The 24,659-nt window shown below is 72.1% G+C and carries 26 protein-coding genes and 1 pseudogene; 15 read left to right on the top strand and 12 right to left on the bottom strand.

Translation table 11 applies throughout. The annotated features are described in order from the left end of the window. Positions 1–17 precede the first annotated feature (17 nt). From STRCI_RS01870 to STRCI_RS01880, 3 genes are all read right to left on the bottom strand, one after another. Positions 18–848 (bottom strand): DUF1206 domain-containing protein, encoded by an 831-nt coding sequence (locus STRCI_RS01870; RefSeq protein WP_269657019.1) that lies wholly within the window; start codon positions 846–848, stop codon positions 18–20. 56 nt (positions 849–904) lie between these two features. Then, complete coding sequence (locus STRCI_RS01875; RefSeq protein ID WP_269657020.1) at positions 905–1,741, bottom strand: ANTAR domain-containing protein; 837 nt, start codon at positions 1,739–1,741, stop codon at positions 905–907. 64 nt (positions 1,742–1,805) lie between these two features. Continuing rightward, positions 1,806–2,207: an ATP-binding protein gene (locus STRCI_RS01880; protein WP_269657021.1), complete on the bottom strand. Its 402-nt coding sequence runs from the start codon at positions 2,205–2,207 to the stop codon at positions 1,806–1,808. Positions 2,208–2,353: 146 nt separating this feature from the next. On the opposite strand from STRCI_RS01880, the gene STRCI_RS01885 reads away from it, so the two are divergent. From STRCI_RS01885 to STRCI_RS01895, 3 genes are all read left to right on the top strand, one after another. Further along, positions 2,354–2,575 carry a hypothetical protein gene (locus tag STRCI_RS01885; protein ID WP_269657022.1) on the top strand — a complete coding sequence of 74 codons (222 nt, stop codon included), beginning with the start codon at positions 2,354–2,356 and terminating at the stop codon, positions 2,573–2,575. Positions 2,576–2,621: 46 nt separating this feature from the next. Then, positions 2,622–4,097 (top strand): aminotransferase class I/II-fold pyridoxal phosphate-dependent enzyme, encoded by a 1,476-nt coding sequence (locus STRCI_RS01890; protein ID WP_269657023.1) that lies wholly within the window; start codon positions 2,622–2,624, stop codon positions 4,095–4,097. 268 nt (positions 4,098–4,365) lie between these two features. Beyond that, positions 4,366–4,821, top strand: coding sequence for a cyclic nucleotide-binding domain-containing protein (locus STRCI_RS01895; RefSeq protein ID WP_269657024.1), 456 nt, complete (start codon positions 4,366–4,368; stop codon positions 4,819–4,821). A gap of 32 nt (positions 4,822–4,853) precedes the next feature. Here STRCI_RS01895 and STRCI_RS01900 read toward each other — a convergent pair whose 3' ends face one another. After that, positions 4,854–6,134, bottom strand: a complete 1,281-nt coding sequence (locus STRCI_RS01900; protein WP_269657025.1) for an MFS transporter — start codon at positions 6,132–6,134, stop codon at positions 4,854–4,856. A 104-nt stretch (positions 6,135–6,238) separates the two neighbouring features. Next, complete coding sequence (locus STRCI_RS01905; protein ID WP_269657026.1) at positions 6,239–6,853, bottom strand: LysE/ArgO family amino acid transporter; 615 nt, start codon at positions 6,851–6,853, stop codon at positions 6,239–6,241. Between the two features lie 69 nt (positions 6,854–6,922). Here STRCI_RS01905 and STRCI_RS01910 point away from each other — a divergent pair, with 69 nt between their 5' ends. Then, positions 6,923–7,825 carry a LysR family transcriptional regulator ArgP gene (locus tag STRCI_RS01910; RefSeq protein WP_269664469.1) on the top strand — a complete coding sequence of 301 codons (903 nt, stop codon included), beginning with the start codon at positions 6,923–6,925 and terminating at the stop codon, positions 7,823–7,825. Here STRCI_RS01910 and STRCI_RS01915 read toward each other — a convergent pair. Next, positions 7,822–8,523 (bottom strand): TetR/AcrR family transcriptional regulator, encoded by a 702-nt coding sequence (locus STRCI_RS01915; RefSeq protein WP_269657027.1) that lies wholly within the window; start codon positions 8,521–8,523, stop codon positions 7,822–7,824. The genes STRCI_RS01910 and STRCI_RS01915 overlap by 4 nt on opposite strands. 121 nt (positions 8,524–8,644) lie before the next feature. Here STRCI_RS01915 and STRCI_RS01920 point away from each other — a divergent pair, with 121 nt between their 5' ends. Together STRCI_RS01920 and STRCI_RS01925 are read left to right on the top strand one after the other, a co-directional pair. Continuing rightward, complete coding sequence (locus tag STRCI_RS01920) at positions 8,645–9,859, top strand: saccharopine dehydrogenase family protein (protein WP_269657028.1); 1,215 nt, start codon at positions 8,645–8,647, stop codon at positions 9,857–9,859. Positions 9,860–9,968: 109 nt separating this feature from the next. After that, positions 9,969–10,217 (top strand): WhiB family transcriptional regulator, encoded by a 249-nt coding sequence (locus STRCI_RS01925; RefSeq protein WP_269657029.1) that lies wholly within the window; start codon positions 9,969–9,971, stop codon positions 10,215–10,217. Between the two features lie 11 nt (positions 10,218–10,228). Here STRCI_RS01925 and STRCI_RS01930 read toward each other — a convergent pair whose 3' ends face one another. From STRCI_RS01930 to STRCI_RS01940, 3 genes and pseudogenes are all read right to left on the bottom strand, one after another. Beyond that, positions 10,229–12,055 carry a sensor histidine kinase gene (locus STRCI_RS01930; RefSeq protein WP_269657030.1) on the bottom strand — a complete coding sequence of 609 codons (1,827 nt, stop codon included), beginning with the start codon at positions 12,053–12,055 and terminating at the stop codon, positions 10,229–10,231. Further along, positions 12,052–12,745, bottom strand: a pseudogene (locus STRCI_RS01935) (response regulator). Before STRCI_RS01935 ends, STRCI_RS01930 begins: the two are co-directional and overlap by 4 nt. A 17-nt stretch (positions 12,746–12,762) precedes the next feature. Beyond that, a complete protein-coding gene (locus STRCI_RS01940; RefSeq protein WP_269657031.1) occupies positions 12,763–13,497 on the bottom strand; it encodes a L,D-transpeptidase family protein in 735 nt (244 codons plus the stop codon). A 60-nt stretch (positions 13,498–13,557) separates the two neighbouring features. Here STRCI_RS01940 and STRCI_RS01945 point away from each other — a divergent pair, with 60 nt between their 5' ends. Beyond that, on the top strand, positions 13,558–13,905 hold the full coding sequence (locus STRCI_RS01945) for a DUF488 domain-containing protein (protein WP_269657032.1): 348 nt from the start codon (positions 13,558–13,560) through the stop codon (positions 13,903–13,905). An 8-nt stretch (positions 13,906–13,913) separates the two neighbouring features. Here the strand turns inward: STRCI_RS01945 and STRCI_RS01950 are convergent, their stop codons facing one another. After that, complete coding sequence (locus STRCI_RS01950) at positions 13,914–15,587, bottom strand: FAD-binding dehydrogenase (protein ID WP_269657033.1); 1,674 nt, start codon at positions 15,585–15,587, stop codon at positions 13,914–13,916. 16 nt (positions 15,588–15,603) lie between these two features. Next, a complete protein-coding gene (locus STRCI_RS01955) occupies positions 15,604–16,230 on the bottom strand; it encodes a TetR/AcrR family transcriptional regulator (RefSeq protein WP_269657034.1) in 627 nt (208 codons plus the stop codon). Positions 16,231–16,345: 115 nt separating this feature from the next. On the opposite strand from STRCI_RS01955, the gene STRCI_RS01960 reads away from it, so the two are divergent. The 4 genes from STRCI_RS01960 (at position 16,346) to STRCI_RS01975 (ending at position 19,574) form a co-directional block, all read left to right on the top strand. Next, entirely contained in the window at positions 16,346–16,972 is a 627-nt protein-coding gene (locus STRCI_RS01960) for an alpha-ketoglutarate-dependent dioxygenase AlkB (protein ID WP_269657035.1), read from the top strand. Positions 16,973–17,066: 94 nt separating this feature from the next. Beyond that, entirely contained in the window at positions 17,067–17,477 is a 411-nt protein-coding gene (locus STRCI_RS01965) for a hypothetical protein (RefSeq protein ID WP_269657036.1), read from the top strand. A gap of 68 nt (positions 17,478–17,545) precedes the next feature. Then, positions 17,546–18,292 carry an MBL fold metallo-hydrolase gene (locus tag STRCI_RS01970; RefSeq protein WP_269657037.1) on the top strand — a complete coding sequence of 249 codons (747 nt, stop codon included), beginning with the start codon at positions 17,546–17,548 and terminating at the stop codon, positions 18,290–18,292. Between the two features lie 40 nt (positions 18,293–18,332). Then, complete coding sequence (locus tag STRCI_RS01975) at positions 18,333–19,574, top strand: DUF4032 domain-containing protein (protein WP_269657038.1); 1,242 nt, start codon at positions 18,333–18,335, stop codon at positions 19,572–19,574. Between the two features lies 1 nt (position 19,575). Here STRCI_RS01975 and STRCI_RS01980 read toward each other — a convergent pair whose 3' ends face one another. Continuing rightward, positions 19,576–20,454: a universal stress protein gene (locus tag STRCI_RS01980; RefSeq protein WP_269657039.1), complete on the bottom strand. Its 879-nt coding sequence runs from the start codon at positions 20,452–20,454 to the stop codon at positions 19,576–19,578. Between the two features lie 61 nt (positions 20,455–20,515). Here STRCI_RS01980 and STRCI_RS01985 point away from each other — a divergent pair, with 61 nt between their 5' ends. The 4 genes from STRCI_RS01985 (at position 20,516) to STRCI_RS02000 (ending at position 24,626) form a co-directional block, all read left to right on the top strand. Further along, positions 20,516–20,869 carry a VOC family protein gene (locus tag STRCI_RS01985; RefSeq protein WP_269657040.1) on the top strand — a complete coding sequence of 118 codons (354 nt, stop codon included), beginning with the start codon at positions 20,516–20,518 and terminating at the stop codon, positions 20,867–20,869. A gap of 264 nt (positions 20,870–21,133) precedes the next feature. After that, entirely contained in the window at positions 21,134–22,810 is a 1,677-nt protein-coding gene (locus tag STRCI_RS01990; protein WP_269657041.1) for an NAD(P)/FAD-dependent oxidoreductase, read from the top strand. Beyond that, positions 22,807–24,279, top strand: coding sequence for an ATP-binding protein (locus STRCI_RS01995; protein ID WP_269657042.1), 1,473 nt, complete (start codon positions 22,807–22,809; stop codon positions 24,277–24,279). Before STRCI_RS01990 ends, STRCI_RS01995 begins: the two co-directional genes overlap by 4 nt. Further along, on the top strand, positions 24,276–24,626 hold the full coding sequence (locus STRCI_RS02000) for a UBP-type zinc finger domain-containing protein (protein ID WP_269657043.1): 351 nt from the start codon (positions 24,276–24,278) through the stop codon (positions 24,624–24,626). The genes STRCI_RS01995 and STRCI_RS02000 overlap by 4 nt, the downstream gene beginning before the upstream one ends. Positions 24,627–24,659 lie beyond the last annotated feature (33 nt).

Raw genomic sequence — 24,659 nt, forward strand, 5'->3', positions numbered from 1 at the left:
TCCCCGTAGACGGAATCTCAGACGCGTCGCCGGACCGCGAGAACGAAGGAGAACAGACCGAACAGCACCAGGCCGAAGGCGACGCAGGCCAGCAGCCATGGGCCGAGCGGTGTGTCGGCGAACGAGCGCAGGGTGTCGTCCATGCCCTTGGCCTTGTCGGACTCATGGTCGACGGCCGCCTGGACGGCGAAGGCGCCGAGCGCCGCGAAGACCACCCCGCGGGCCACGCCCCCTCCGGCACCGGTCACGTCCGTCAGCCAACGCTCGGGTGCGGACATCTCCCCGAGCTTGAGCGTCTCGCGGTACTCGCGCCGTATCGCCTGGACACCGATCCACAGTCCGGCGGCGACGATCGCGGCCCCGCCGAGGCCCACGAGCCATCGTCCGGCGGGCAGATCCATCGCCGAGGCGGTGATGTCGCGGGACTGCTCGTCCCCGGAGCCGCCCCCGCCGCCGCTCACCGTGAAGCGCAGCACGGAGTACGCCACGAAGCCGTAGAAGAGGCACCTGCCCACGGCGAGTAGGCGCTTGTGGGCCTTGCGGCCGTCGGGGCCGACGGCTCCGAAGACGGCCTCCGAGAGCCGCCACAGGGCCATGCCGACCAGGCCGATGCCGAGGGCCCACAGCAGGACGGTCCCGAACGGCTGGTCGGAGAGCGTGGCCAGGGCGCCCTGGCGGTCCGCCTCGGCCCGATGACCGAACGCGATCTGCAGGGCCAGGGCGCCGACCAGCAGATAGATCACTCCTCGTGCGGCCAGTCCCGCCCGCGCGGCCCCCTCGGTCGCCGACGCGGCGGCCTTCGGCTCGGCCGGGGTACGGCCGGCTCTGGTCGGAATGCTCGGATTCATCTCGACCTCCCGGACTCCGAATGCCCCGGTTCCGGCCGGACTCACTCCGCAACCGGTCAGCGCCGCCCGCTCCCGCGGCCGAGGAGGTGCAGATACTCCAGGGCGCCCAGCAGCACCGTGCGGTCGTGCCAGGCGAGCCAGCGGCCGGTCTGCGCGCCGACCTCCTCCAGGGCCTTCAGCTGGGCCGCCGTCATCCCTTCGACGCGGCGGTCGAAGTGGGCCGAGACCATGCCCACGCACAGGCCGCCGGCGGTGGTCAGCGGCACGCTGTGGCAGGCCCTGCTGCCCGCCGCGAGAATCGCCTCCCGGGCCGACTCGGTGAAGACCGGGTCGCTCGCCACGTCCCGCACGGTGACCTGGGCGATGTCCCGCGCCGCCTGGGCGCACGAGGTGCCCTCGACACCGACGTGGGCGAAGAAGTCGACGAAGTCCTCGGTGAGCCCGGCGTGCCGCTCCATGCGCAGTCCGCCCCGGGCGCGGTCCACGAGCTGCACATTGCCCATGGGCGTGTCGACCACGGCGAGCGTCTGGCTCAGCACGGCCCGCAGGACAGCGCCCGGGCTGCCGGTTCCGGTGTCCCGGGCGGCCGGGAAGGTCAGGGCGGGTTCGGCGGTGAGGGTGCGGCGGGGAAACCACAGCGGCGCGCGTTCGTCGGGCCGCGGCAGCGTCACCAGCGCCTCGGCCAGCGTGCGCATCCGGACATTGCGGTGCTGCGAGGCCCGGCGCATCAGCGCGAAGGCGCTGTCGGCGTCTCGCAGGGCGTACCGCTCCTGGACGATGCCCTGAGCCTGGGCGATCAGCGGATGGGTCAGGGCGCGGGCGCGCAGATCGCGCACCTCGGCCCGCAGCCGCTCCAGTTCGGCGCGATCGTGCTCCCCCTCGGGATCGGTCATGGGACTCCTCAGCTCGGTGAGAGCCCACCTTCCCCCGGTTGCGCTCGCCACACCTGCGGGCTGCTCAGGCGAGCGGCACGACGGCGCTGATGCGTTTTCCGCCCGCGGGCAGCACCGACACATGGACATCGCTGGCCAGGCGGCACACGATCGGCCAGCCGTGACCGCCGTAGCGGTGATGCAGCCCGGCCTCGCCGGGCCTGGTGACCACCGGCAGCCGTTCGCTGCGGTCGCTCACCGAGACGCGGACGCCCGGTTCGACCAGGTCGACGCGGAAGTCGGTGACTCCGCCCCCGTGCAGGATGGCGTTGGTGGTGAGTTCCGAGGCGACCAGCAGTGCGTCCTGGACGCCTTCGCGGTCGCAGGGCGCGCCGGTGGCGCGGCAGTGTGCGGCGACCGCGTGCGCGACGGCCCGGCGTGCCTCGGCCGGTGCGCGCACCTGTGGCGTGATGTGCTCCCCGCGCATCGTTCGACTCCGTGATGAAGTAGACGGTTTCGACGTTCCCCGGGCGCCATGGGGCCTTCCCTTAACTGCTCGCCCCCGATCGGCCGGTCAAACCTCCCCGGCCCGTGCGGCCGCTCGAACCGGCCGTATCTGGGTACGCGGATGCCATGGCCGATGTCGTGGACTCAGACGAACTGCTCCGGCGCATCCAGCGTGCGCGTACCTGTGCCCAGCAGGAGGAGCAGGCCTGGCGGACCCGGAGTTTCGGACTGCGGTCGAGCGATCCGGAGGGTGCAAGGGACGCCGCCGTAAGGATGCTCGCCTACGGCGCCGTGCTCCGGGTCCTGGACGAGATCCTGACGCCGGGCGCGCATCCCGGCGACGGTTGAGCGGGCGCGCGGATTCGTCCCCGCCCCGTCGGGAACCCGGTGGCACATGAAGGGTGATCACGAGCGGGCACCGGTGCTGGAGGCACTGACGGACTACCACCGCCAGGGACGGACGGCGTTCTCGCCGCCCGGGCACAAACAGGCGCGGGGAGCGGACCCGGCGGTCCGGGAGATCCTCGGGGACGCGGTGTTCCTCGGGGACGTGCTCGCCTCGGGCGGTCTGGACGACCGGCTCACGCGCGGCCAGGTGCTCCAGCGGGCCGAGCAGCTGATGGCGGAGGCGGTCCACGCCGACCACACCTTCTTCACCACCTGTGGCTCCTCGCTGTCCGTCAAGGCGGCCATGATGACGGTCGCGGGGCCGCACGAGCCGCTGCTCATCGGGCGGGACGCCCACAAGTCCGTGGTGTCGGGACTGATCCTGGCCGGGATCGAACCGGTGTGGGTGGAGCCGCGGTGGGACGCCGAGCGGCATCTGGCGCATCCGCCGTCCCCGGCCGACTTCGACCGGGCCTTCGCCGAGCACCCCGGAGCCAAGGGGGCCCTGGTCACCAGCCCCACGCCGTACGGCGCCTGCGCGGACCTGGCGGCGCTGGCCGACGTCTGTCACCGACGAGGACTGCCGCTGGTCGTGGACGAGGCGTGGGGCGCGCATCTGCCGTTCCATCCGGATCTGCCGTCGTGGGCGATGGACGCGGGCGCGGACGTCTGTGTGACCAGCATCCACAAGATGGGCAGCGGCCTGGAGCAGGGTTCCGTCTTCCATCTCCAGGGCGACCTTGTGCCGCCACAGGTGCTCAAGGCGCGCGCGGACCTGCTCGGCAGTACCAGCCCTTCGGTGCTGATCTACGCCGGTCTGGACGGCTGGCGGCGGCAGATGGCGCTGCACGGCAAGGAACTGATGGGCGGGGCGCTGGAGCGCGCGGCGTGGCTGCGGGAGGCCGTCGAGGGGATCGACGGGATGCATGTGAACGACCGGGACGACTTCTGCGGCGCGGGGCTTGCCAGGGATCTCGATCCGCTGATCGTCATGATCGAGGTCGACGGGCTCGGCATGTCCGGGTACCGGGCGGCGGACTGGCTGCGCCAGTACCGGGCCATCGACGTCCAGCTGTCCGACCATCGCCGGATCGGGGCGCAGATCACGCACGGGGACGACGAGGAGACGACGGGCGAACTGCTCGCGGCGCTGAAGGATCTGGCGGACGCCGCGCCCGGGCTGCGCCCGGTCCCGGCGGTGGAGGTGCCCTCGCCGGCCGAGTTCCGCCTCGAACAGGCGCAGCTGCCACGGGACGCGTTCTTCGGGCCCACCGAGGACGTTCCGGCGAGTGCGGCAGCCGGGCGGATCGCAGCCGAGATGATCACGCCGTATCCGCCGGGCATCCCGGCCGTCCTGCCCGGGGAGCGGCTCACCGAGCCGGTGCTGCGGTATCTGCTGACCGGCCGGGACGCGGGCATGAATCTGCCGGATCCGAGCGACCCGTATCTGGAGACGATCCGGGTGACGGCAGTCCCGGAGTGAATCAGGTCACGTGACCTGGTATGGGTTTCGCGTGGTCGCCATAAATGGTTTACGGTTCATCCATACGTGGTCGCGGGGTTGACGCCAACCGTCCCCCGTACCCCGCACACGGCCCTGGCTGGCTTCCCCCGTCCAGCCAGGGCTTTTTCATGCCCGCGGAAATCTCCACCGGTTCTGTAGTCCGTCGAGGTGCCCTACGCGTCGGCAACGGCTGAAATGGGCGTAGGGAAAGCCCCGGAACCCCGACGCCGGCGAGGAGCCCCGTGTCATGACCAAAGCAACGAAACTGCTGCCCGCCCTTCCACCGCCGCAGCGCGAGCGGCTCATGGCACTGGCGAAGGAGGTCTCCTTCCCCGAGGACGCGCGCATCTTCGAGGCCGGAGGCACCGCCGACCGCTTCTGGGTGATCCGCTCCGGCGCCGTCTCGCTCGACCAGCGGGTGACCTCGCTGCAGCGGGTGACGGTGGCCACCCTCGGCGCCGGGGACCTGCTCGGCTGGTCCTGGCTGTTCCCGCCGTACCAGTGGGACTTCGGCGCCGAGGCGTTCAGCCCGGTGCGCGCCTACGAGTTCGACGCGGCGGCGGTACGGGCGCTGTCCGAGGAGGACCAACAGCTCGGCCTGATCCTGCTGCGCCAGGTCGCCGAGATCCTCGCCCACCGGCTGGAGACCACCCGGGGCAAGCTGATGGAGCAGTACGGGATGCGCCGGGGCAGCGCGCTCTAGGCGATCTCGGACGCGGGCGGCGCCGGCGGGCTTCAGACGCGGTAGCGGCGCAGCGCCGGGACGGCGAGGGCGAGGACCAGCATCGCCACCACGACCAGCAGGCCGCCGCCCGCGACCGCCTGGCGGGCGCCGAACGCGGAGCCCGCGGTGCCGTGCAGGACGTCGGCCAGGCGGGGGCCGCCCGCGACGACGACCGTGAACACGCCCTGCATCCGGCCGCGCATCTCGTCGGTGGCGGCGGAGAGCAGGATCGCGCCCCTGAAGACCATCGACACCATGTCGGCGACGCCCGCGGCGATCAGGAACGCCACCGCGACCCAGAGGCTGCCGCTGAGCCCGAAGCCGGTGATGGCGAGGCCCCAGGCGACGACCGCGCCGATCACCATCGAGCCGTGCCGCCGCGCCCGGGAGAAGGTGCCGGAGAACAGTCCGCCGAGCACCGCGCCGACCGGGATCGCCGCGAACAGCACACCCAGCGCGAGCCCTTCGCTGTAGGAGGTGTAGGTCTCGGTGGCCAGCTGGGGGAACAGCGCGCGGGGCATGCCGAGGACCATGGCGATCACATCGGCGAGGAAGGACAGCAACAGCACCTTGTGCAGGGCGATGTAGCGGAATCCGGCCCCGATCTCCCGGACCCCGGCGCGGCGCCTGCTCGCACCGGCCGACGGCGGCAGCGGGGGCAGCCGGTGCACCGCCCACACCGTCACGCACAGGGCCAGCGCGTCCAGCAGATACAGCTCGGGCAGCCCGATCACGGGGATGAGCGCACCGGCCAGCAGCGGCCCGGCGACCAGGCCGGTCTGCATCACGGTCGAGCCGAGGGCGTTCGCCGCCGCCAGCTCGTCCGCCGGGACCAGCCGGGCGATGGAGGCGTTGCGGGCCGGTGAGTTGAGGCCGAAGAAGGCCTGCTGGGCGGCGAGCAGGATCATCAGCGCGGCCACCGAGTCGAGTCCCGTGGCGGCCTGGACCCAGAACAGCACCGAGGTGACGGCGATCCCGCTGTTGGTGATCAGCAGCAGCTTGCGGCGGTCCATGCTGTCGGCGACCGCCCCGCCCCACAGCGCGAAGACCACCAGGGGCAGCAGACCGGCGAGGCTCGCGTAGCCGACCCAGGCGGAAGAGCCGGTGATGTCGTAGATCTGCTTGGGCACGGCCACCGCGGTGAGCTGGCTGCCGACCGCCGTGACGATCGTGGAGGACCACAGGCGCCGGTAGGCGGGGCGGCGCAGCGGGCGGGTGTCCATGGCCCAGCGGCGCACGCCTCGGCGGGCCCGCTGCGGTGTCTTCTGCTGTTCGCCGGTATCCACGGACATCCTGGTTGCTCGATACATCTTTCCGGAACCAGGGTTCACTATCGCACCGCCCGGCGGGAGTTCGGGGCGCGGGATCTCAGCTTCCGGAACGCGGCTGCGACGTCTCAGCTGCCGAGGATCAGCGACACCCCGAGGACCAGCATCGTCGCGGCCACCAGACCGTCCAGGATCCGCCAGGCCACCGGCCGGGACAGATACGGCCCGAGCAGCCGCGCCCCGAAGCCGAGCGCGGCGAACCAGCACAGGCTGGCCAGCGCCGCGCCGAGCCCGAACGTCCAGCGCAGCTCGCCCCGGTCGGCGGCGATGGAGCCGAGCAGGAAGACGGTGTCGAGGTAGACGTGCGGGTTGAGCCAGGTCATCGCCAGACAGGTCAGCACCGCCCGCCGCCGTGACCCCGCGGCCTGCCCCTCCGCCCGCAGTGCCCCGGCCGGCCGGACCACGCGCCGGGCGGCGAGAACGCCGTAGCAGATCAGGAACGCGCCGCCGATCCAGCCCACCGCGGTCAGCGCCCCGGGCCAGGCCACGACCACCGCGCCGACGCCCGCCACGCCCAGGGTGATCAGGGCGGCGTCGGACAGGGCGCAGATGCCGACGACGGCGAGGACCGCGTCGCGGCGGATCCCCTGGCGCAGGACGAAGGCGTTCTGGGCGCCGATGGCGACGATGAGCGAGAGACCGGTACCGAATCCGGCGGCGGCCGTGGCGAGAGCTGTGGACATGGCTTCGACGGTAGGGACACCCGGATCATGTGTACAGCTAAAGATTCTTACGTACCATTAGCGCTCGTGATGGTGACGGAGCTGCCGCTGGACCAGGTGCGGACCCTGCTCGCGGTGGTGGACGAGGGGACCTTCGACGCGGCGGCGGCCGCGCTGCATGTGACACCGTCGGCGGTCAGCCAGCGGGTCAAGGCGCTCGAACAGCGCACCGGGCGGGTGCTGCTGGTGCGCACGAAGCCGGTGCGGCCCACCGAGTCGGGCGCGGTCGTGGTGCGGTTCGCGCGGCAGCTCGCCCGGCTGGAGCGGGACGCGCGGGCCGAGCTGGGCATGGGCGGTGCCGAGGAGGAGCCGACCCGGGTGTCGATCGCGGTGAACGCCGACTCCCTGGCCACCTGGTTCCTGGACGCCCTCACCGCCGTACCGCCCGAGCCCCGCCTCTCCTTCGAACTGCACCGCGAGGACGAGGCCCATACGGCGGCGCTGCTCAGGGAGGGCCTGGTGATGGCGGCGGTGACCTCGGCGGCCGAGCCCGTGGCGGGGTGCTCCGTGCGGTTGCTCGGCAGGATGCGGTATCTCGCCGCCGCGAGCCCGGACTTCGCCGAGCGGTATCTCGACGGGCCGCTGCGGGAGGCACTCCCCGGGGCACCGGTGGTGACCTTCGACCGCAGCGACGAGCTCCAGGACGCCTTCGTACGACGGCTCCGGCGCGGCCGGGGTGCCGCGGGTGCCGTCCGCCATCGGATCCCCACCTCCGAAGGGTTCGTGTCGGCGATCGCCGCCGGGCTCGGCTGGGGCATGGTCCCGGAGATCCAGGCGGGCGGGCTGCTGCGCACCGGGCGCCTGGTCTCCCTCGCGCCGGAGCGCGTCCTCGACGTCCCGCTGTACTGGCAGCAGTGGAAGCTGGACTCCCCCGCGCTGGCGACGGTGGCACAGGCCGTGGCAAGCACCGCTGCGAAGTCGCTGCGCCCCTAACCGGACTTCAGCCGCGCCTCCGCGCTGTCCAGCAGCATCTCCAGCGCGGTCGGATAGGCGCTGGTCACCATGCGTGTCGCGAGCAGGGGCGCCGCCTCCGCGATGCGCGGGTGGGTGGCGCGGGGCAGCCGGGCGTACGTCGAGCGCCACATCGCCTCGTCGGCACGCTGCGAGGCGCTGGGCAGGGTCAGGGAGGCGGCGTCCAGAGCGGCGAAGGCCAGGGTCTGGTCGATGAAGGCGTGGTAGACGCGCACGGTCTCCGGCAGCGGGAACCCTGCGGTGCGCAGGACGTCCAGCACGGCCTCGTCGGCGGCGAGTTCGTTGGCCCGGCCGGTGACCCGGTTGGTGGTCAGCAGGGCGGCCTGCGGGTGGGCGAGGTAGGCGGCGTGGATCCGCAGCCCCACCGCGCGCAGGTCCGCGCGCCACTCCCCCGTCGGCCGCCAGCCCCGCAGGGCCTGGCCGATCAGCGCGTCGCCGATGGCGAGGGTCAGGTCGTCCATGCCGCGGAAGTACCGGTACAGGGTGCTCGGGTCCGCGTCCAGGGCCAGCCCCAGGCGGCGGGCGGTGAGCCCCGCGCTGCCGTGCTCGCGCAGCAGGCGCAGCGCGGTCTCGACGATCAGCGCCTCGGACAGCACCGTGCCGCTCTTCGTCGGACGGCGTCGGCGCCGCTTCTCCTCGGGGACCACCGCCTTCGGCACGACCGCTCCCTCCGCCGCACGAGTGCCCTTATGCCAACGCCATTGACCTTACGTGAGCCGCGGGCGTTGTATCTCCGCCAGGGGCCCCGCGTTCTTCCACCTCCAACAGGGAGTTCTCGTCATGCGTGTACTGCTCGTGGGCGCCGGTGGTGTGGGCACCGCCATCACCCGGATCGCCGCCCGCCGCCCGTTCTTCGAGGCGATGGTCGTCGCCGACTTCGACCCCGCGCGCTCCGATGCGGCCGTCGCCCACCTCGACGACCCCCGCTTCCTGGCCGAGCGCGTCGACGCCGGTGACCAGGCCGCGGTGACCGCGCTGCTGCGGCGGCACTCGTGCGACGTGCTGCTCAACGCCACCGACCCGCGCTTCGTGATGCCCCTGTTCCGGGCGGCCCGGACGGCCGGTGCCACCTATGTCGACATGGCGATGTCCCTGTCACGACCGCACTCCGAGCACCCGTACGCCGAGTGCGGGGTCAAGCTCGGCGACGAGCAGTTCGCCGAGGCCGAGGAGTGGGCGAAGGACGGCGCGCTCGCCCTGGTCGGCATGGGGGTGGAGCCGGGCCTGTCGGACGTCTTCGCCCGGCACGCGGCCGATGAGCTCTTCGACGAGATCGAGGAGATCGGGATCCGCGACGGCGCGAACCTCACCGTCGACGGCTATGACTTCGCGCCCTCCTTCAGCATCTGGACGACGATCGAGGAGTGCCTCAACCCGCCGGTCGTCTACGAGGCCGACCGCGGCTGGTTCACCACCGAACCCTTCAGCGAGCCCGAGGTGTTCGACTTCCCCGAGGGCATCGGCCCGGTGGAGTGCGTGAACGTGGAGCACGAGGAGGTGCTGCTCGTCCCGCGCTGGGTCGACGCGCGCCGGGTCACCTTCAAGTACGGCCTGGGCGAGGAGTTCATCGGGACACTCAGGACGCTCCACCTGCTGGGCCTGGACCGCACCGAGCCGGTGGCCGTGCCGGGCCCCGAAGGGCCGGTCCGGGTCTCGCCCCGGGACGTGGTCGCCGCCTGTCTGCCCGACCCGGCGACGCTGGGCGAGCGGATGCGCGGCAAGACCTGCGCGGGCACGTGGGTGCGGGGCGTGAAGGACGGGGCGCCGCGCGAGGTGTACCTGTACCACGTCGTCGACAACGAGTGGTCCATGGCCGAGTACGGCAGCCAGGCCGTGGTGTGGCAGACGGCCGTGAACCCGGTCGTCGCGCTCGAACTCCTCGCCGGCGGCGCCTGGTCGGGGTCCGGAGTGCTCGGTCCGGAGGCCTTCCCGGCCCGCCCCTTCCTGGATCTGCTGACCGCCTACGGCTCCCCGTGGGGCCTGCGTGAGCAGTGACCGCGTCCGAATCAGAACTCCGTGGTTTCACACCCGTATCGACAGGTGACCCGAAAGCGACTAAAAGCATCCGAAAGGGCACGTACGACTTCGAGTGCAGGTGACTTCGATGGATGACTGGCGCGGCCGTGCCGCATGCCGTCACGAGGACCCGGACCTCTTCTTCCCGATCGGCACCTCCGGTCCGGCGCTGATGCAGACGGCGCAGGCGAAGGCGGTCTGCCGGCGCTGTCCGGTGCGCGAGCGATGTCTGCGCTGGGCGATGGACACCGACCAGGCGGTTGGTGTGTGGGGCGGCACGAGCGAGACCGAACGGCTGGCGCTGCTGCGGCGGACGGCGGCGCGTCGCGGCGGCTGAGGCCCCTGTCGTCAGGTGTCCTCCGGTGCGGAACCGCCCGGCAGCCGGAGCGTGAACACCGATCCGGTGCCGGGCTCGCTGTCCGCCTCGGCCGTGCCGCCGTGCGCGGCCACCAGGTGACGGACGATGGGCAGGCCGAGGCCGCTGCCGCCGGTGCGGCGGCTGCGGGACTTCTCCGCCCGCCAGAACCGGTCGAAGACATGCGGCAGTTCGTCCGGGGCGATGCCGGTTCCGGTGTCGGTGACCTCCAGGACGACGTCGTCGCCGTCGCGGCGCGCGGTCAGGGTGACGGTGCCGCCCTGCGGGGTGTGACGCAGGGCGTTGGAGACCAGGTTGCCGAGCGCCTGCCGCATCCGGACCGGGTCGGCGTCCAGCCAGGGCGTGCCCTGTGCGGCGGTGCGCAGGGGGACGCCGGCCGCGTCGGCGGCGACGCGGTGGGCGGCGGCGACCTGGTCGAGGAGTTCGTCGGCGCGGACGGGCTCGCGGTGCAGGCGCAGGGTTCCGGCGTCGGCGTCGGCGAGGTCCTGGAGATCGTCGATGACGCGCTGGAGGACGAGCGCCTCCTCGTGCAGGGAGGAGAGCAGGGCCGGGTCGGGGTCCACGACACCGTCTCGGGTCACCTCCAGCCAGCCGCGGATATTGGTGAGGGGGCTGCGCAGCTCGTGCGCGATGTCGCTGACCATCGCCTTGCGCTGGGCCTCCAACCGGGCCCGGCGCTCGGTGAGTTCGTTGAAGGCCGCCGCGAGGATGCCGGTCTCGTCGCGGGTCGTCACGGGCACCCGGACATGCCGGTCCGGCGGCTGCTGGGCGGCCGCGGTCAGCGCGCGCAGCGGCCGGACCAGCCGGGTGGCGACGACGGCGGTCACGGCCACGGTGACGGCAAGCACCAGGCCGGCGGCGCCCACGACCTTGGTCCAGTTCGCCGGGGACAGGTCGAAGCGCGCGGCGGGCCGGTCCCCGACGCCCAGGAACAGGTCGGCGGCCGGGGCGACATAGGGGTCGAGCTGGGCCCGGCGGGCCTGGTCGACGCAGTCGTCCGCCTGCCGCTGGGCCCGGTCGTAGGGGTGCTCCTTCAGCTTGCCCATCACGTACCGGGTGTCCATCCGCCGGTCGGTGACGTCCACGCCGACGAACAGCGGCTCGACGTAGTCCAGTCCGCGCACGTCCAGACAGGCGCGGGCGTGTTCGGTGAGCTCGGCCAGCGCCTTGTCCTCGGTGGCGGTGGGGGTGTTGAGACGTCCGTCGGCGCACTCCAGCGGCACGTAGTCGACGGCGCTGCCGTCCTGGTCGGTGAGGGTCGGGCGGCCGGTCGGGGTGCGCGCCACGGTCGCCTGGACGCCGTTGTTCTCGTAGCACGCGCGCCGTTCCTCGGCGAGTGCGTCCAGCCGGGCGCGCTCGGCGGCGGGGAGCCGGTACGGGCCCACCACCCGGGGGTCGATGCCGCCGCGCTGGGCGCCGCTGTCGGTGTGGGTGTCGGTGCTCAGCGGGTCGACGGTGGCGGCGGCGCGCGGCGGCAGCGGGGTGCCGGGCGGCGCGGAGTCGGCGATCACCCTGCGGTCGGGGGTGGTCAGGGCGATCCGGCGGCCGATCCGGCCGGACAGCTCGCGCAGGCTGCCCTCGACGCCCTTCCAGTCGGCGTGGGTCGCCGCGTACCCGCTGAGCCGGGTGAGCACGTCCATGTCGTCGGCGAGGACCTGCCCCTGTTCCTCGCGCAGGGCGCGGGTGGTGGTCTCCACCGCCAGCCAGGCCGTCGCCGCGACCGAGCACACGGCGATCAGCACCGAGGCGATCAGCAGCCGGACCAGGAGCCGCTTGCGCAGCGGTATGCCGGACCTCATCCGCGACCGCCGCTCAGCTTGTAGCCCACCCCGAACACCGTCAGCAACCGCACCGGCCGCCGCGGGTCGGCCTCGATCTTGCGGCGCAGGTTCATGATGTGCACGTCCACGGCCCGCTCGGTGGAGGCCCGGTCGGTGCCCCGGGTGCACTCCAGCAACTGCCGCCGGGAGAACACCCGCTCGGGCTCGGCGGTCATGGCGAGCAGGATCTGGAACTCGGCCGGTGTGCACTCCACCGGCTCCGCGTCGCAGGTCACCTCGTGCCGGGCCGGATCGACGGCGAGCCCGGCGGCCCGTACGACCGGGTCCTCCCGCCGGTCCGCCGCGTCCGCTGCGCCGCAGCACCGTGCGGATCCGGGCCATCAGCTCGCGCGGACTGTACGGCTTGGTCATGTAGTCGTCGGCGCCCAGCTCCAGGCCGAGCAGCACGTCGTCCTCGGCGGAGCGGGCGGTGAGCATCAGCACCGGGATGTCGTCGTCCCTGCGCAGCACCCGGCACACCCCGAAGCCGTCGATCACCGGCAGCATCAGGTCCAGTACGACGAGGTCGGGGCGGAGCCTGCGGACGGCGTCCAGGGCGGCGGGGCCGTCATGGACCACCGTGGCGGAGTGACCCTCCGCCAGCAGGGAGCGCCGGATGAGTTCGGCCTGCATCTCGTCGTCCTCGGCGACCAGCACATGTGCGCACACTCGGCGGATCCTAAAGGTCAGCGGGCGAGGGCGGCCCGGTCGCCCATGACGACGACGGGGTTGCGGTCCGGGTCCAGGGCCAGCAGCAGGTCCTTCATGTGCTCCCGGTCGAGGCTGACGCAGCCGTGGGTGGGGCCGCCGTGGTCGACGTGCAGCCATATGCCGCCGCCCCGGTCCGCGCCGAGCGGGCGGGTCCAGTCCAGGGGCGTGGTGCCGGGCTTGCGGTTGTAGTCGATGGCGATGACGTAGTCGAAGGAACCGGCGAGGGGTTCGCCCTCGAATCCGGTGCCGCCGAGGGTGAATCCGGTGGAGTGGTCGTACGGCAGCCGGGTTCCGGGGTCGCGCAGCAGGCCGCCGGCGTCGCTGAGGGTGTACACGCCGACGGGGCTGCGCAGATCGCCGAGCCGGTGGTGGTCGGTCCAGCCCTTCAGCGCGTTGTGCGCGGGCCATTCCCGGCCCGCCTCCCAGCCCGCGTCGGTGCGCTGGTACAGGACGGCCGTGGAGCGCGGGGAGTCCTTGTCGCGTCCGGTGACCACGAGGGCCTGGCGGCTGTCGGAGGGCACCTGCGCCCAGGTCCTGGGGCCGAGTCCGGGCAGTTGCTGCGGGGCCAGGTCGAGGGAGATCTCGGGCTGGGGCGCGCTGGTGGTGGGGGCGGCGGCGCCCGTGGTGGTCGCCACGGCGCCGGTGCCGCATCCGCTGAGCAACAGGGCGGCAGCCAGCAGGGCCGTGGCCCGGGGGTTCGGCGTGATCATGCGTCGACCTTGACGGACACTTGTGAGGAACCCGTCAGCGTCGCGTGGGAAGGACCGACCGTGAGCGTGCGCATCCGCCGCGTCTACGAATCGCCCGAGCCGGAGGACGGCGTCCGTGTCCTCGTCGACCGGCTGTGGCCGCGTGGGCTGTCCAAGGACGCGGCCCGCGTGGACGAGTGGCCCAAGGGCCTCACCCCGTCGACCGAGCTGCGCCGCTGGTACCACGCGGGCGAGGGGTCGTACGAGGAGTTCGCGGGCCGGTACGAGGCGGAACTGTCGGCGCCGGAGGCGGCGGAACTCCTCGATCATGTGCGGGAGTTGTCCCGGAAGGGGCCCGTGACACTGCTGACGGCCGCGAAGACTCCCGAGGAGAGTCACGCGGCCGTCCTGGCACGTCTGCTGGGCTGACTCCCCGGTCAGCCGGTCTGCTGTGCGGCGGCCCGTCCTGCGGCCCGGCCCGAGAAGAGGCAGCCGCCGAGGAAGGTGCCCTCCAGGGCGTTGTAGCCGTGCACACCGCCACCGCCGAACCCGGCCACCTCACCGGCCGCGTACAGACCGCCGATCGGCTGCCCGTCGGCGCCCAGCGCGCGGGAGTCGAGGTCGGTCTGGATGCCGCCGAGGGTCTTGCGGGTGAGGACGTGCAGCTTGACGCCGATCAGCGGGCCCGCCGAGGGGTCGAGGATGCGGTGCGGGGTGGCGACCCGGCCGAGGCGGTCGCCGATGTAGCGGCGGGCGTTGCGGATGCCCTGCACCTGGGCGTCCTTGCTGTAGGAGTTGGCGAGCTGAAGGTCGCGGGCCTCGATCTGGCGCCGTACCTCGGCCGCGTCGAGGAGCGGCTTGTCGGTCAGGCCGTTCATCTTCTCGACGAGCTGCTCCAGGTTGGGGGCGGTCACGAAGTCCGCGCCCTTGCGCAGGAAGGCGTCCACCGGTCCCGGCGCGCCCTTGCCCAGGATGCGCTCCTTGAGGAAGGCCGCCCGGTCCTTGGCGGTGATGTCGGGGTTCTGCTCGGAGCCGGAGAGTGCGAACTCCTTCTCGATGATCTTCTGGGTGAGGATGAACCAGGAGTGGTCGTACCCGGCGATGTCCTCGGTGGTGCGCAGGTGCTTGAGGGTGCCGAGGGTGTCGTAGCCGGGCAGGCACGGGTCGGGCAGGCGGCGGCCGAGCGCGTCGAACCACATGGAGGACGGTCCGGGCAGGATGCGGATGCCGTGTCCGGGCCAGATCGGGTCCCAGTTCTGGATGCCCTCGGTGTAGTGCCACATGCGGTCGCGGTTGACCAGTCGTACGCCCGCCGCCGCGCTGATGTCGAGCATGCGGCCGTCGACGTAGGCGGGGACGCCGGTGACCATCTGCGTGGGCGGGGTGCCGAGGCGCTCGGGCCAGTAGCGCCGGACGATGTCGTGGTCGGCGCCGATGCCGCCGGTGGTGACGACGACGGCCAGCGCGGTGAGTTCGAAGTCGCCGACGCGGTCGCGGTTGGACTTCACGCCCCGGCCCGCGTCGTCCTCGGCGAGGAGGGTGCCGCGCACCCCGCGCGCCTGGCCGTCCTCGACGACGAGTTCGTCGACCCGGTGGCGGTGGTGGAAGGTCAGCAGCCCGTCGCGCGCGGCCTGCTTGGCGTACTCGACGAACGGCTCCACCACACCCGTGCCGGTGCCCCAGGCGATGTGGAAGCGGGGCACGGAGTTGCCGTGGCCGTGCGCCCTCAGGTCGCCGCGCTCAGCCCAGCCGACGGTGGGCAGGAACTTGATGCCGTGCCCCTCCAGCCAGGACCGCTTCTCCCCCGCCGCGAACTCGACGTAGGCGCGTGCCCAGCGCACCGCCCAGGAGTCCTCGTCGTCGACCCGGTCGAACCCGGCGCTGCCCTGCCAGTCGCTCCAGGCCAGCTCAAAGGAGTCCTTGATCTTCAGACGGCGCTGTTCGGGGGAGTCGACGAGGAAGAGCCCGCCGAAGGACCAGAAGGCCTGTCCGCCCAGGTTGCGGGCGTTCTCCTGGTCGACCAAAGCGACCCGGCGGCCCTTGCTGGTGAGTTCGTGTGCGGCGACGAGGCCCGCGAGGCCCGCTCCGACGACGATGACGTCGGCATCCATGCGACCGTTCCCTTCCTCATTCGGGGGTGCCGCTGCCGTCGGTCAGCAGGGCGGTGAGCAGTTGCTTGAGCCAGGCGCGGGCGCTGTCGACGTCCTTGTCCAGCAGCAGTTGGGTGGTGACCCCGTCGTAGGCGGCGACGACCGCGCGGGCGGCGCCGTCGATGCCGTCGAACACGGCGGGCAGTGCGGTGTGCCCGGTGGCCCGGGCGAGGCGGTCGGCGATGGCGGCGCGCAGCCGCTCGCGGTGTTCCAGCAGGCTCTGCGCGACGTCCGGGTCACGGGCGGCGTGCACCAGGAAGTCCGTCTTCACCAGCAGCCACTCCACGTCGAGCAGCAGCACCTCGGTGACCCGGTCCACGGACTCCGGTACGTCGAGCGCGGGGCCGTCCAGCGCCAGGGCGTCCGTGACCTGCTCGGCGATCAGGTCGGCGCGCTGCCGGTAGAGGGCGAAGAAGAGCTCGTCGAGGCTGGCGAAGTTGGAGTAGAAGGCGCCCCGGCTGTAGCCGGCAGCGTCGCAGACCTCCTCGATGGACACGCGGCCGAACCCCTTGGCGGCGAACACCTCGAACGCGGCGTCGAGGAGATTGGCCCGCGTACGCACGCGACGCCTGGTCACACGCCGTGTCACCTGCTCCGCCACCATGACCGCCCCTCCGTTCGATACGGGAATGTATCCGATACATCAGTGCATCAAAAGGCTCGCGGTGTCAGGAATAAGCGATGGGAACATATATTCGAATAAGGAGTACGCTGGCTTCATGACCACGCACCTCCAGGGTTCCCTCTTCGACCAGGCCGACGAGCTACGGTTCGGCCCGCTCGACGGGATCCGCCGGACCACCCTCGGCCGGGGCGCCTGGATCGACGTGCTGCCCGGCTGGCTCAGCGGATCGGACGGACTGTTCGACCGGCTGGCCGCCGAGGTCCCCTGGCGGGCGGAGCGCCGCACGATGTACGACCAGGTCGTGGACGTACCCCGGCTGCTGGCGTTCTACGGCGCGGACGACCCGCTGCCGCATCCGGTGCTGGACCAGGCACGGGCGGCCCTCACCGCGCACTACGCGCGGGAGCTGGGCGAGCCGTTCACCACGGCGGGCCTGTGCTACTACCGCGACGGCCGGGACAGCGTCGCCTGGCACGGCGACCGGATCGGCCGGGGAGCGCGGGAGGACACCATGGTCGCCATCGTGTCCGTCGGCGCCCCTCGCGATCTGCTGCTGCGCCCGTCGGGCGGCGGCGAGACCGTGCGCCGCCCCCTGGGCCACGGCGACCTCATCGTGATGGGCGGCTCCTGCCAGCGCACTTGGGAGCACGCCGTCCCGAAGACCTCCCGCGCCGCGGGGCCGCGCATCAGCATCCAGTTCCGGCCGCACGGAGTGCACTGAGCACCCGAACGCACTTGATCACCCAAATGCGCTCTTTCGTCCCAGGTGTGCGTGATCGGAGGATCTCAGCACCACCTCTTCGACAGGAGCCCGGATGATCCATGTCCGCAGGACCGTATGCCTCGCCGTCGCCACGATCACCGCTGCCGCCCTCCTTCCGCTGTCCGGCGCCTCCGCCGCCGCGGCGCGCGCCTGTTCGGGCCTCCCGACGGCCACCGACGGAGTCACCGTCTCGTCCGCGACCTACGGCCGAATGCTCGTCGAACTGCGCCACAGCCCCTCCATCGACTGCCTCTGGGGCAGGCTCAGCGGCGGCCGGGTGGGCGACGGCGTGACCGTGTTCCTGGACAACGACCCCTGGATGTCCGCCACCATCACCCAGGGCACGTCCGTCTTCACCGAGTGGTCCTCCCGCGGGTATCCGGGGCGGTGGTTCAGCGCGTGCGCGGTCAACGACTCGGCACAGACCGTGTACATGTGCAGCAGGCCCAAGTACCCCGGCTGACCCCGCGCGAGCCGTTCTGGTTGGCTGTCCCCCGACGGGACAGCCACAACGGACGGTGGGAAGAGACCATGCGGGCAGATGTGCAGCAAGTCGCCGACGGCACCTATCTGGTGCACGGCTCCAACACCAACTGGGTGATCCTGGCCGAGGGGGACGCCGTCACCCTGGTCGACACCGGGTATCCCGGGGACCGGGAGCAGGTGCTCGCCTCCCTTGCGCAGGTGGGGAGTTCGCCGGAGGCCGTGGCGGCCGTGCTGATCACGCACGCGCACAACGACCATGTGGGGTCGGCGGAGTTCCTGCGGGCGCGGTACGGGACGCCGGTGCTGCTGCACGAGGCCGAAGTGCCGCACGCGCGGCGGGAGTTCCTGCACCAGGTGACCGTCGGACAGGTGCTGAGGAACGGCTGGCGGCCCGGTGTGCTGCCGTGGGCGGTGCACGCGCTGCGCTCCGGCGGCAAGACCCATGTCCCGGTCACCGAGCCGGAGGCGTTCACGCCGGACGCCCCGCTGGACCTGCCGGGGCGTCCGGTGCCGGTGCACTCCCCCGGCCACACCGACGGCCACTGCGCCTTCCACCTCCCGGACCGGGGCGTACTGATCACGGGAGACGCGCTGGTGAGCGGCCATCCGACGTCCCGGATCAAGGGCCCGCACCTGCTGCTCGACATGTTCCACCGCGAGCGCGCCCAGGCCCTCGCGTCCCTTGAGGTCCTCGCCGAGCGCGACGCCGACCTGTTCCTGCCCGGCCACGGCCCCGCGCACCGCGGTCCAGTACGTGAAGCGGCACTTCAGGCCCGGGAGCGAGCCGCTTAGGGTGAGGTGACGATCACCCGCGAGACGAGGATCCCCGCCCATGGCCCTGCAGATCAGCGCGACCAACCCCGAGCACCCCGCGCTCCTGTTGGAACTGCCGTGGCACCTGCCGCTGGAGGAGTGGCCGGAGGACTACCTCGTGCCGCTGCCGCGCGGCATCTCCCGGCACGTCGTCCGCTACGCGCGCGCCGGGACCGAGGTCATCGCGGTCAAGGAACTCGCCGAACGGCCCGCGCTGCGCGAGTACGAGCTGCTGCGCGACCTGGACCGCCTCGGCATCCCGGCGGTCGACCCGCTCGCCGTGGTCACCGGCCGCGTCGACACCGAGGGCGCGCCCCTGGAGCCGGTGCTGGTCACCCGGCACCTCGGCGGCTCCCTGCCGTACCGCTCGATGTTCGAGACGACGATGCGCCCGGCGACCATGCACCGGCTGATGGACGCCCTGGCGGTACTGCTGGTGCGGCTGCACCTGGCCGGGTTCGCCTGGGGCGACTGCTCGCTGTCCAACACCCTCTTCCGGCGCGACGCGGGCGCCTACGCCGCCTACCTGGTCGACGCCGAGACCGGCGATCTGCACCCCCAGCTCAGCACCGGGCAGCGCGACTACGACCTCGACCTCGCGCGGGTCAACATCAGCGGGGAGCTGCTGGACCTGGAGGCGTCCGGCGCGCTGCACCCCTCGGTGGACCCGATCGAGTTCGGCACCGAGATCTGCGCCCGCTACCGGGGCCTGTGGCAGGAGCTGACCCGCAGCTCGGTGTACCCGGCCGGGAAGTACCACTACATAGAACGCCGGATACGCCGCCTGCACGACCTCGGTTTCGACGTCGCGGAGATGCAGATCGAGCACTCCTCCAACGGCGACAGCGTCACCTTCGTGCCCAAGGTCGTCGACGCCGGCCACCACCAGCGCCAACTGCTGCGCCTGACGGGCCTGGACACCGAGGAGAACCAGGCCCGACGGCTGCTGAACGACCTGGAGAGCTGGATGGCCACCCAGGACGACTACGCCCCGGGCGACCCCCTCGCCGCCCGCCCCGAGGTCCTCGCCCACCGCTGGGTGCGGGACGTCTTCCGGCCCACGGTCCGGGCGGTCCCGCTCGAACTGCGCGGGTCGATGGACGCGGCGGAGATCTACCACGAACTCCTGGAACACCGCTGGTACTTGTCGGAGCGGGCGCAGCACGACATCGGTCTGGACACGGCCGTGACCGACTACATCGAGAAGATCCTCCCCAAGGCCCGCGAGACGCTCCAGCCCACCTCGCGGGAGGCGGACTGACTCAGCCGGCGGCGGGCGGCACCACGGCCACCGGGCAGTCGGCGTGGTGCAGCACACCGTGCGCGACCGAGCCGATCCGGGCGCCCACGGCCGTACGGCGGGCGCGCCGCCCCACGACCATCAACTGGGCCCGCCCGGCCACCGACAGCAGTACCTGCCCCGCGCTACCCATCTCCACGTGCTCCACCACATGCACATCCGGGTACCGCTCACGCCACGGCTGCACGGCTGAGGCCAGCGCCTTCTTCTCGTACGGCTCAAGACCGCCCGCGTCGTCCAGCAGCTTCAGCGAGGACGGGCTGTAGGCGAACAGCGGCGGCAGCGTCCAGGCGCGCACCACCCGCACGGTGGCGCCGCGCGCCGCGGCCGTCTCGAAGGCGAACCGCAGCGCCGCCGCGCTGTCCTCGGGCTCGCCCTGCTGGCCGACGACGATCTCGTGCCCGGCGACCTCGGCGGAGGGCTGGTCCCCGGCGCGCACCAGCACGACCGGCCGCTCGGCCGCCACGATCGCCTGCTGTCCGACGGAGCCGAGCAGGAAGCCGACGACGGCGGCGTGCCCCCGCGACCCGAGCACCAGCATCTCGGCGTCCACGGCCGCGGAGACCAGCGTGTCGACGGGCCCGCCCTCGGGCGCGTCGGCCGTCACATCGAGCCCGGGATGCCGCTCGGCGAGGTCCCGGGCGGCCCGCGCCACCGCTTCCCCCGCCCACTTCGCCTGCGCGTCCGGGTCGGCGCCCTCGACCGCCTCCAACGGCTGGAACCGCCAGGCGTGCACGACGCGCAGCGCCAGTCCCCGCCGGACCGCCTCACGGGCCGCCCAGCCCAGCGCGGCAAGGCTCTCGTCGGTTCCGTCGAATCCTGCCGTGATCGGGCGCGTCATTGCGGGTGCCTCCCTGGGTCGTGGTCACGTCCGGGTCCCCAGTCTTCACTACGCTGCATTCATGACCTTGGAGTGGGAGCAGATCAACGTCGACGCGGCCGATCCGGTGGCCCTGGGGAGTTGGTGGGCGGCCGCCCTCGGCTGGGTGGTCGTGAACGACTCGCCCGACGAGTACGAGATCCGGCCCGCTCCGGACCGGCTGCCGGGACTGCTCTTCGTCCCGGTGCCGGAGGGAAAGACGGTCAAGAACCGGCTCCACCCCGACTTCCGTCCCGACGACCACCAGGCCGAGGTCGACCGCCTGCTGGCGCTCGGCGCCCGGCACGCCGACGTCGGCCAGGGCGAGCAGTCGTGGACGGTGCTCATGGACCCCGAGGGCAACGAGTTCTGCGTGCTGTCCTCGCGCCGCCGCTGACCCGGACGAGGTCACCGGGGACTCACTCGCCGCGGCCGCGGATGTCTTCCACGATCTTCATCACTGTCGCCGTCAGCCGTTCTCGCCGTGCGCGGTCGCGCACGCCAGAAGGGCCGGACAGTGTGCGGGTCTGTGACAGCCGCGGCCTGGGCCGCCTCCGGCATACCTGAGCGAAGTGACACGATCGAACATACGATGGCACCTGTCGGCACGGCGGCGGTCGTCTCCGTGCCGGAGCAACGGACCACTCGGGGTGGGAGACGTATGGCACAGGCCGCCGAATCAGCGCGGACCGTCATCCTGACCGTGGACGACGACCCGGGGGTCTCCCGCGCCGTCGCCCGTGATCTTCGGCGGCGCTACGGCGAGTCGTACCGGATCGTGCGCGCGGAGTCCGGCGAGTCCGCGCTGGAGGCGCTGCGGGAGCTGAAGCTGCGCGGCGAACTGGTGGCCGTGATCCTCGCCGACTACCGGATGCCGCAGATGAACGGCATCGAGTTCCTCGAACAGGCCATGGACATCCATCCCGGCGCCCGGCGGATCCTGCTCACCGCGTACGCCGACACCGGCGCGGCCATCGACGCCATCAACGTCGTCGACCTCGACCACTATCTGCTCAAGCCGTGGGATCCGCCGGAGGAGAAGCTCTATCCGGTCCTGGACGATCTGCTGGAGGCCTGGCGGTGCAGTGACTTCCGGCCGGTGCCCGCCACCAAGGTCGTCGGACACCGCTGGTCGGCCCGCTCCTCGGACGTACGGGAGTTCCTGGCCCGCAACCAGGTGCCCTACCGCTGGTACTCGGCGGACGAGCCGGAGGGGCGGCGGCTGCTCGCCGCGGCCGGGCAGGACGGGCAGCGGCTGCCGCTGGTGATCACACCGGAGGGGACGCCGCTGGTCGAGCCGGACGTGCCGGAGCTCGCCTCGCATGTGGGCCTCGCGACCACACCGACCGCCGACTTCTACGACCTCGTGGTGATCGGCGGCGGTCCGGCGGGCCTCGGGGCCGCGGTGTACGGGGCGTCCGAGGGGCTGCGGACGGTGCTGGTGGAGCGGTCCGCGACCGGCGGACAGGCCGGGCAGAGCTCGCGCATCGAGAACTACCTGGGCTTCCCCGACGGTGTCTCCGGCGCCCAGCTCACCGACCGGGCGCGCCGGCAGGCCGCCAAGTTCGGCGCCGAGGTCCTCACCGCGCGCGAGGTCACGGGCCTGGAGGTCAGCGGCGCCGCGCGCGTCGTGCGGTTCTCCGACGGCTCGGCGATCGCCGCGCACAGCGTGATCCTGGCGACCGGCGTCTCCTACCGCCAGCTCCAGGCGCCCGGCTGCGCCGAACTGACCAGCTGCGGGGTCTTCTACGGCTCGGCGCTGACCGAGGCGCCCTCCTGCCAGGGGCACGACGTGTACATCGTCGGCGGCGCCAACTCCGCCGGCCAGGCGGCGATGTACCTGTCCAAGGGCGCCAAGTCGGTGACGCTGCTGGTGCGCGGGGCCGATCTGTCGGCGTCGATGTCGCACTACCTGATCCAGCAGATCAACGAGGCGCCCAACATCTCCGTCCGTCCGCGCACGGTCGTCGAGGCCGCCCATGGCGACGGCCACCTCGAACAGCTCAGCCTGCGGGACACGGAGACCGGCGAGAGCGAACTCGTCGACGCCCAGTGGCTGTTCGTGTTCATCGGCGCGGCCCCGCTGACCGACTGGCTGGCCGACACCGTGCTGCGCGACGGCAACGGCTTCATCCTCACCGGACCCGACCTCACCCCCGACGGACGGCCCCCGGCGGACTGGGAGCTGGACCGGCCGCCGTACCACCTGGAGACCAATGTGCCCGGCGTGTTCGTGGCCGGTGACGCGCGCGCCGAGTCCGCCAAGCGCGTCGCCTCCGCGGTCGGAGAGGGAGCGATGGCCGTGATGCTCGTCCACCGTTATCTGGAGCAGTCGTGAGCGGACAGCCCATGCCGTGCAGCCCGGCGGAGATCAGCTCGCTGTTCCTGTTCGAGAAGCTCACCCCCGAGCAGCTCGGCAGACTGTGCGCCGAGGGCCGGGTGGAGCGGTTCGAGCCGGGCCCGGTCTATGCCGAGGGCGATCCGGCGACCTGCTTCTACGTCATGGTCGAGGGCACCGTGGTGCTGTCCCGCCGGGTCGGCGGGGACGACGTCGAGGTCATCCGCAGCTCCCAGCGCGGGGTGTACTCGGGGGCGATGCAGGCCTATCTCGGGGACCGGGCTCGGCAGGCCTACAACAACTCCATGCGGGTCACCGAGCCGACACGGTTCTTCGTGCTGCCCTCCGACACCTTCGCGGCCATCATGCAGGAATGGTTCCCGATGGCGGTGCATCTGCTGGAGGGGCTCTTCTTCGGCTCGAAGAACACCCAGCGGGTCATCGGCCAGCGCGAACGCCTGCTGGCGCTCGGCTCGTTGTCCGCCGGGCTCACGCATGAGCTGAACAACCCCGCGGCGGCGGCCGTACGCGCCACCTCGACCCTGCGCGAGCGGGTGGCGAAGATGCGACACAAGCTCGCCATGATCGCCTCCGGCCCCTATCCGCGGGAGAGCCTGGCCGGTCTCATCGAGATCCAGGAGCGCACCGCCGAACTCGTCGGCAAGGCACCCGCGTTGAGCCCACTGGAGGCGTCCGACCGCGAGGACGCGCTCACCGACTGGCTCGACGACCACGACATCCCGGACGGCTGGCGGCTCGCCCCGACCTTCGTCCAGGCCGGTCTCGACGTTGACTGGCTGGAGCAGGTCGCCGCGGCCGTCGAGGCGGACGTCCTCGCGGGGGCGATCGGCTGGCTCAACTACACGGTCGAGACCGAGCTGTTGATGAGCGAGATCGAGGACTCCACCACCCGGATCTCGCACCTGGTCGACGCCGCCAAGCAGTACTCGCAGCTCGACCGCGCCCCCTATCGCAGCGTCGACGTCCATGAACTCCTCGACAGCACCCTGCTGATGCTCTCCGGGAAGATCGGCCCGATCAAGGTCGTCAAGGAGTACGACCGCACTCTCCCGGAGATCCCCGCGTACCCGGCGGAGCTCAACCAGGTGTGGACGAACCTCATCGACAACGCGGTCTCCGCCATCAAGGGCGCGGGCGGCGAAGGGACGTTGACCGTGCGGACGGCACGGGACCACGACCGGCTGCTGGTGGAGTTCGGCGACACCGGCGTGGGAATCCCGGCGGACATCCGCGGCCGGATCTTCGATCCCTTCTTCACCACCAAGCCGGTGGGCGAGGGCACCGGGCTCGGCCTGGACATCTCCTGGCGGATCGTGGTCAACAAGCACCACGGCTCGCTCCAGGTCGAGTCCGAGCCGGGCGACACGCGATTCCAGGTGCTGCTGCCGCTCACCGCCGCGGAGAACGAGAGCCCCGCGGGGAACGAGAACACTGAGGAGACCGCATGACCGACGGCATCGATCCCAGCGTCCCGCCGAGCGGCACGGGGTGCGTGGAGTGCGACGAGGCCGGGGGGTGGTGGTTCCATCTGCGGCGGTGCGCGCAGTGCGGGCATGTCGGGTGCTGTGACTCGTCGCCCGCGCAGCACGCCACCGCGCACTTCAAGGCCACGGGGCATCCCATCGTGCAGAGTTTTGAGCCGGGTGAGGGGTGGTTCTGGGACTACAGCAGCTCTGACCTGTACGAGTCGGGGCCGGAGTTGACCGCGCCGGACAGCCATCCGGTGGATCAGCCTTCGCCAGGACCCGCGGGGCGGGTGCCTGATGACTGGGCTCAGGTATTGCGAGGCGCCTGAGCCGCGCCTCTCAGAGGCGGGACCAGCGTGCCT

The sequence above is a fragment of the Streptomyces cinnabarinus genome, from assembly GCF_027270315.1.
Classification (GTDB): domain Bacteria; phylum Actinomycetota; class Actinomycetes; order Streptomycetales; family Streptomycetaceae; genus Streptomyces; species Streptomyces cinnabarinus.

Bases quoted from the DNA above. Each gene is read 5' to 3' on its own strand.
- STRCI_RS01870 (WP_269657019.1), bottom strand. From the start codon at position 848: ATGAATCCGAGCATTCCGACCAGAGCCGGCCGTACCCCGGCCGAGCCG.
- STRCI_RS01875 (WP_269657020.1), bottom strand. From the start codon at position 1,741: ATGACCGATCCCGAGGGGGAGCACGATCGCGCCGAACTGGAGCGGCTG.
- STRCI_RS01880 (WP_269657021.1), bottom strand. From the start codon at position 2,207: ATGCGCGGGGAGCACATCACGCCACAGGTGCGCGCACCGGCCGAGGCA.
- STRCI_RS01885 (WP_269657022.1), top strand. From the start codon at position 2,354: ATGGCCGATGTCGTGGACTCAGACGAACTGCTCCGGCGCATCCAGCGT.
- STRCI_RS01890 (WP_269657023.1), top strand. From the start codon at position 2,622: ATGAAGGGTGATCACGAGCGGGCACCGGTGCTGGAGGCACTGACGGAC.
- STRCI_RS01895 (WP_269657024.1), top strand. From the start codon at position 4,366: ATGACCAAAGCAACGAAACTGCTGCCCGCCCTTCCACCGCCGCAGCGC.
- STRCI_RS01900 (WP_269657025.1), bottom strand. From the start codon at position 6,134: ATGTCCGTGGATACCGGCGAACAGCAGAAGACACCGCAGCGGGCCCGC.
- STRCI_RS01905 (WP_269657026.1), bottom strand. From the start codon at position 6,853: ATGTCCACAGCTCTCGCCACGGCCGCCGCCGGATTCGGTACCGGTCTC.
- STRCI_RS01910 (WP_269664469.1), top strand. From the start codon at position 6,923: ATGGTGACGGAGCTGCCGCTGGACCAGGTGCGGACCCTGCTCGCGGTG.
- STRCI_RS01920 (WP_269657028.1), top strand. From the start codon at position 8,645: ATGCGTGTACTGCTCGTGGGCGCCGGTGGTGTGGGCACCGCCATCACC.
- STRCI_RS01925 (WP_269657029.1), top strand. From the start codon at position 9,969: ATGGATGACTGGCGCGGCCGTGCCGCATGCCGTCACGAGGACCCGGAC.
- STRCI_RS01930 (WP_269657030.1), bottom strand. From the start codon at position 12,055: ATGAGGTCCGGCATACCGCTGCGCAAGCGGCTCCTGGTCCGGCTGCTG.
- STRCI_RS01940 (WP_269657031.1), bottom strand. From the start codon at position 13,497: ATGATCACGCCGAACCCCCGGGCCACGGCCCTGCTGGCTGCCGCCCTG.
- STRCI_RS01950 (WP_269657033.1), bottom strand. From the start codon at position 15,587: ATGGATGCCGACGTCATCGTCGTCGGAGCGGGCCTCGCGGGCCTCGTC.
- STRCI_RS01955 (WP_269657034.1), bottom strand. From the start codon at position 16,230: ATGGTGGCGGAGCAGGTGACACGGCGTGTGACCAGGCGTCGCGTGCGT.
- STRCI_RS01960 (WP_269657035.1), top strand. From the start codon at position 16,346: ATGACCACGCACCTCCAGGGTTCCCTCTTCGACCAGGCCGACGAGCTA.
- STRCI_RS01965 (WP_269657036.1), top strand. From the start codon at position 17,067: ATGATCCATGTCCGCAGGACCGTATGCCTCGCCGTCGCCACGATCACC.
- STRCI_RS01970 (WP_269657037.1), top strand. From the start codon at position 17,546: ATGCGGGCAGATGTGCAGCAAGTCGCCGACGGCACCTATCTGGTGCAC.
- STRCI_RS01975 (WP_269657038.1), top strand. From the start codon at position 18,333: ATGGCCCTGCAGATCAGCGCGACCAACCCCGAGCACCCCGCGCTCCTG.
- STRCI_RS01980 (WP_269657039.1), bottom strand. From the start codon at position 20,454: ATGACGCGCCCGATCACGGCAGGATTCGACGGAACCGACGAGAGCCTT.
- STRCI_RS01985 (WP_269657040.1), top strand. From the start codon at position 20,516: ATGACCTTGGAGTGGGAGCAGATCAACGTCGACGCGGCCGATCCGGTG.
- STRCI_RS01990 (WP_269657041.1), top strand. From the start codon at position 21,134: ATGGCACAGGCCGCCGAATCAGCGCGGACCGTCATCCTGACCGTGGAC.
- STRCI_RS02000 (WP_269657043.1), top strand. From the start codon at position 24,276: ATGACCGACGGCATCGATCCCAGCGTCCCGCCGAGCGGCACGGGGTGC.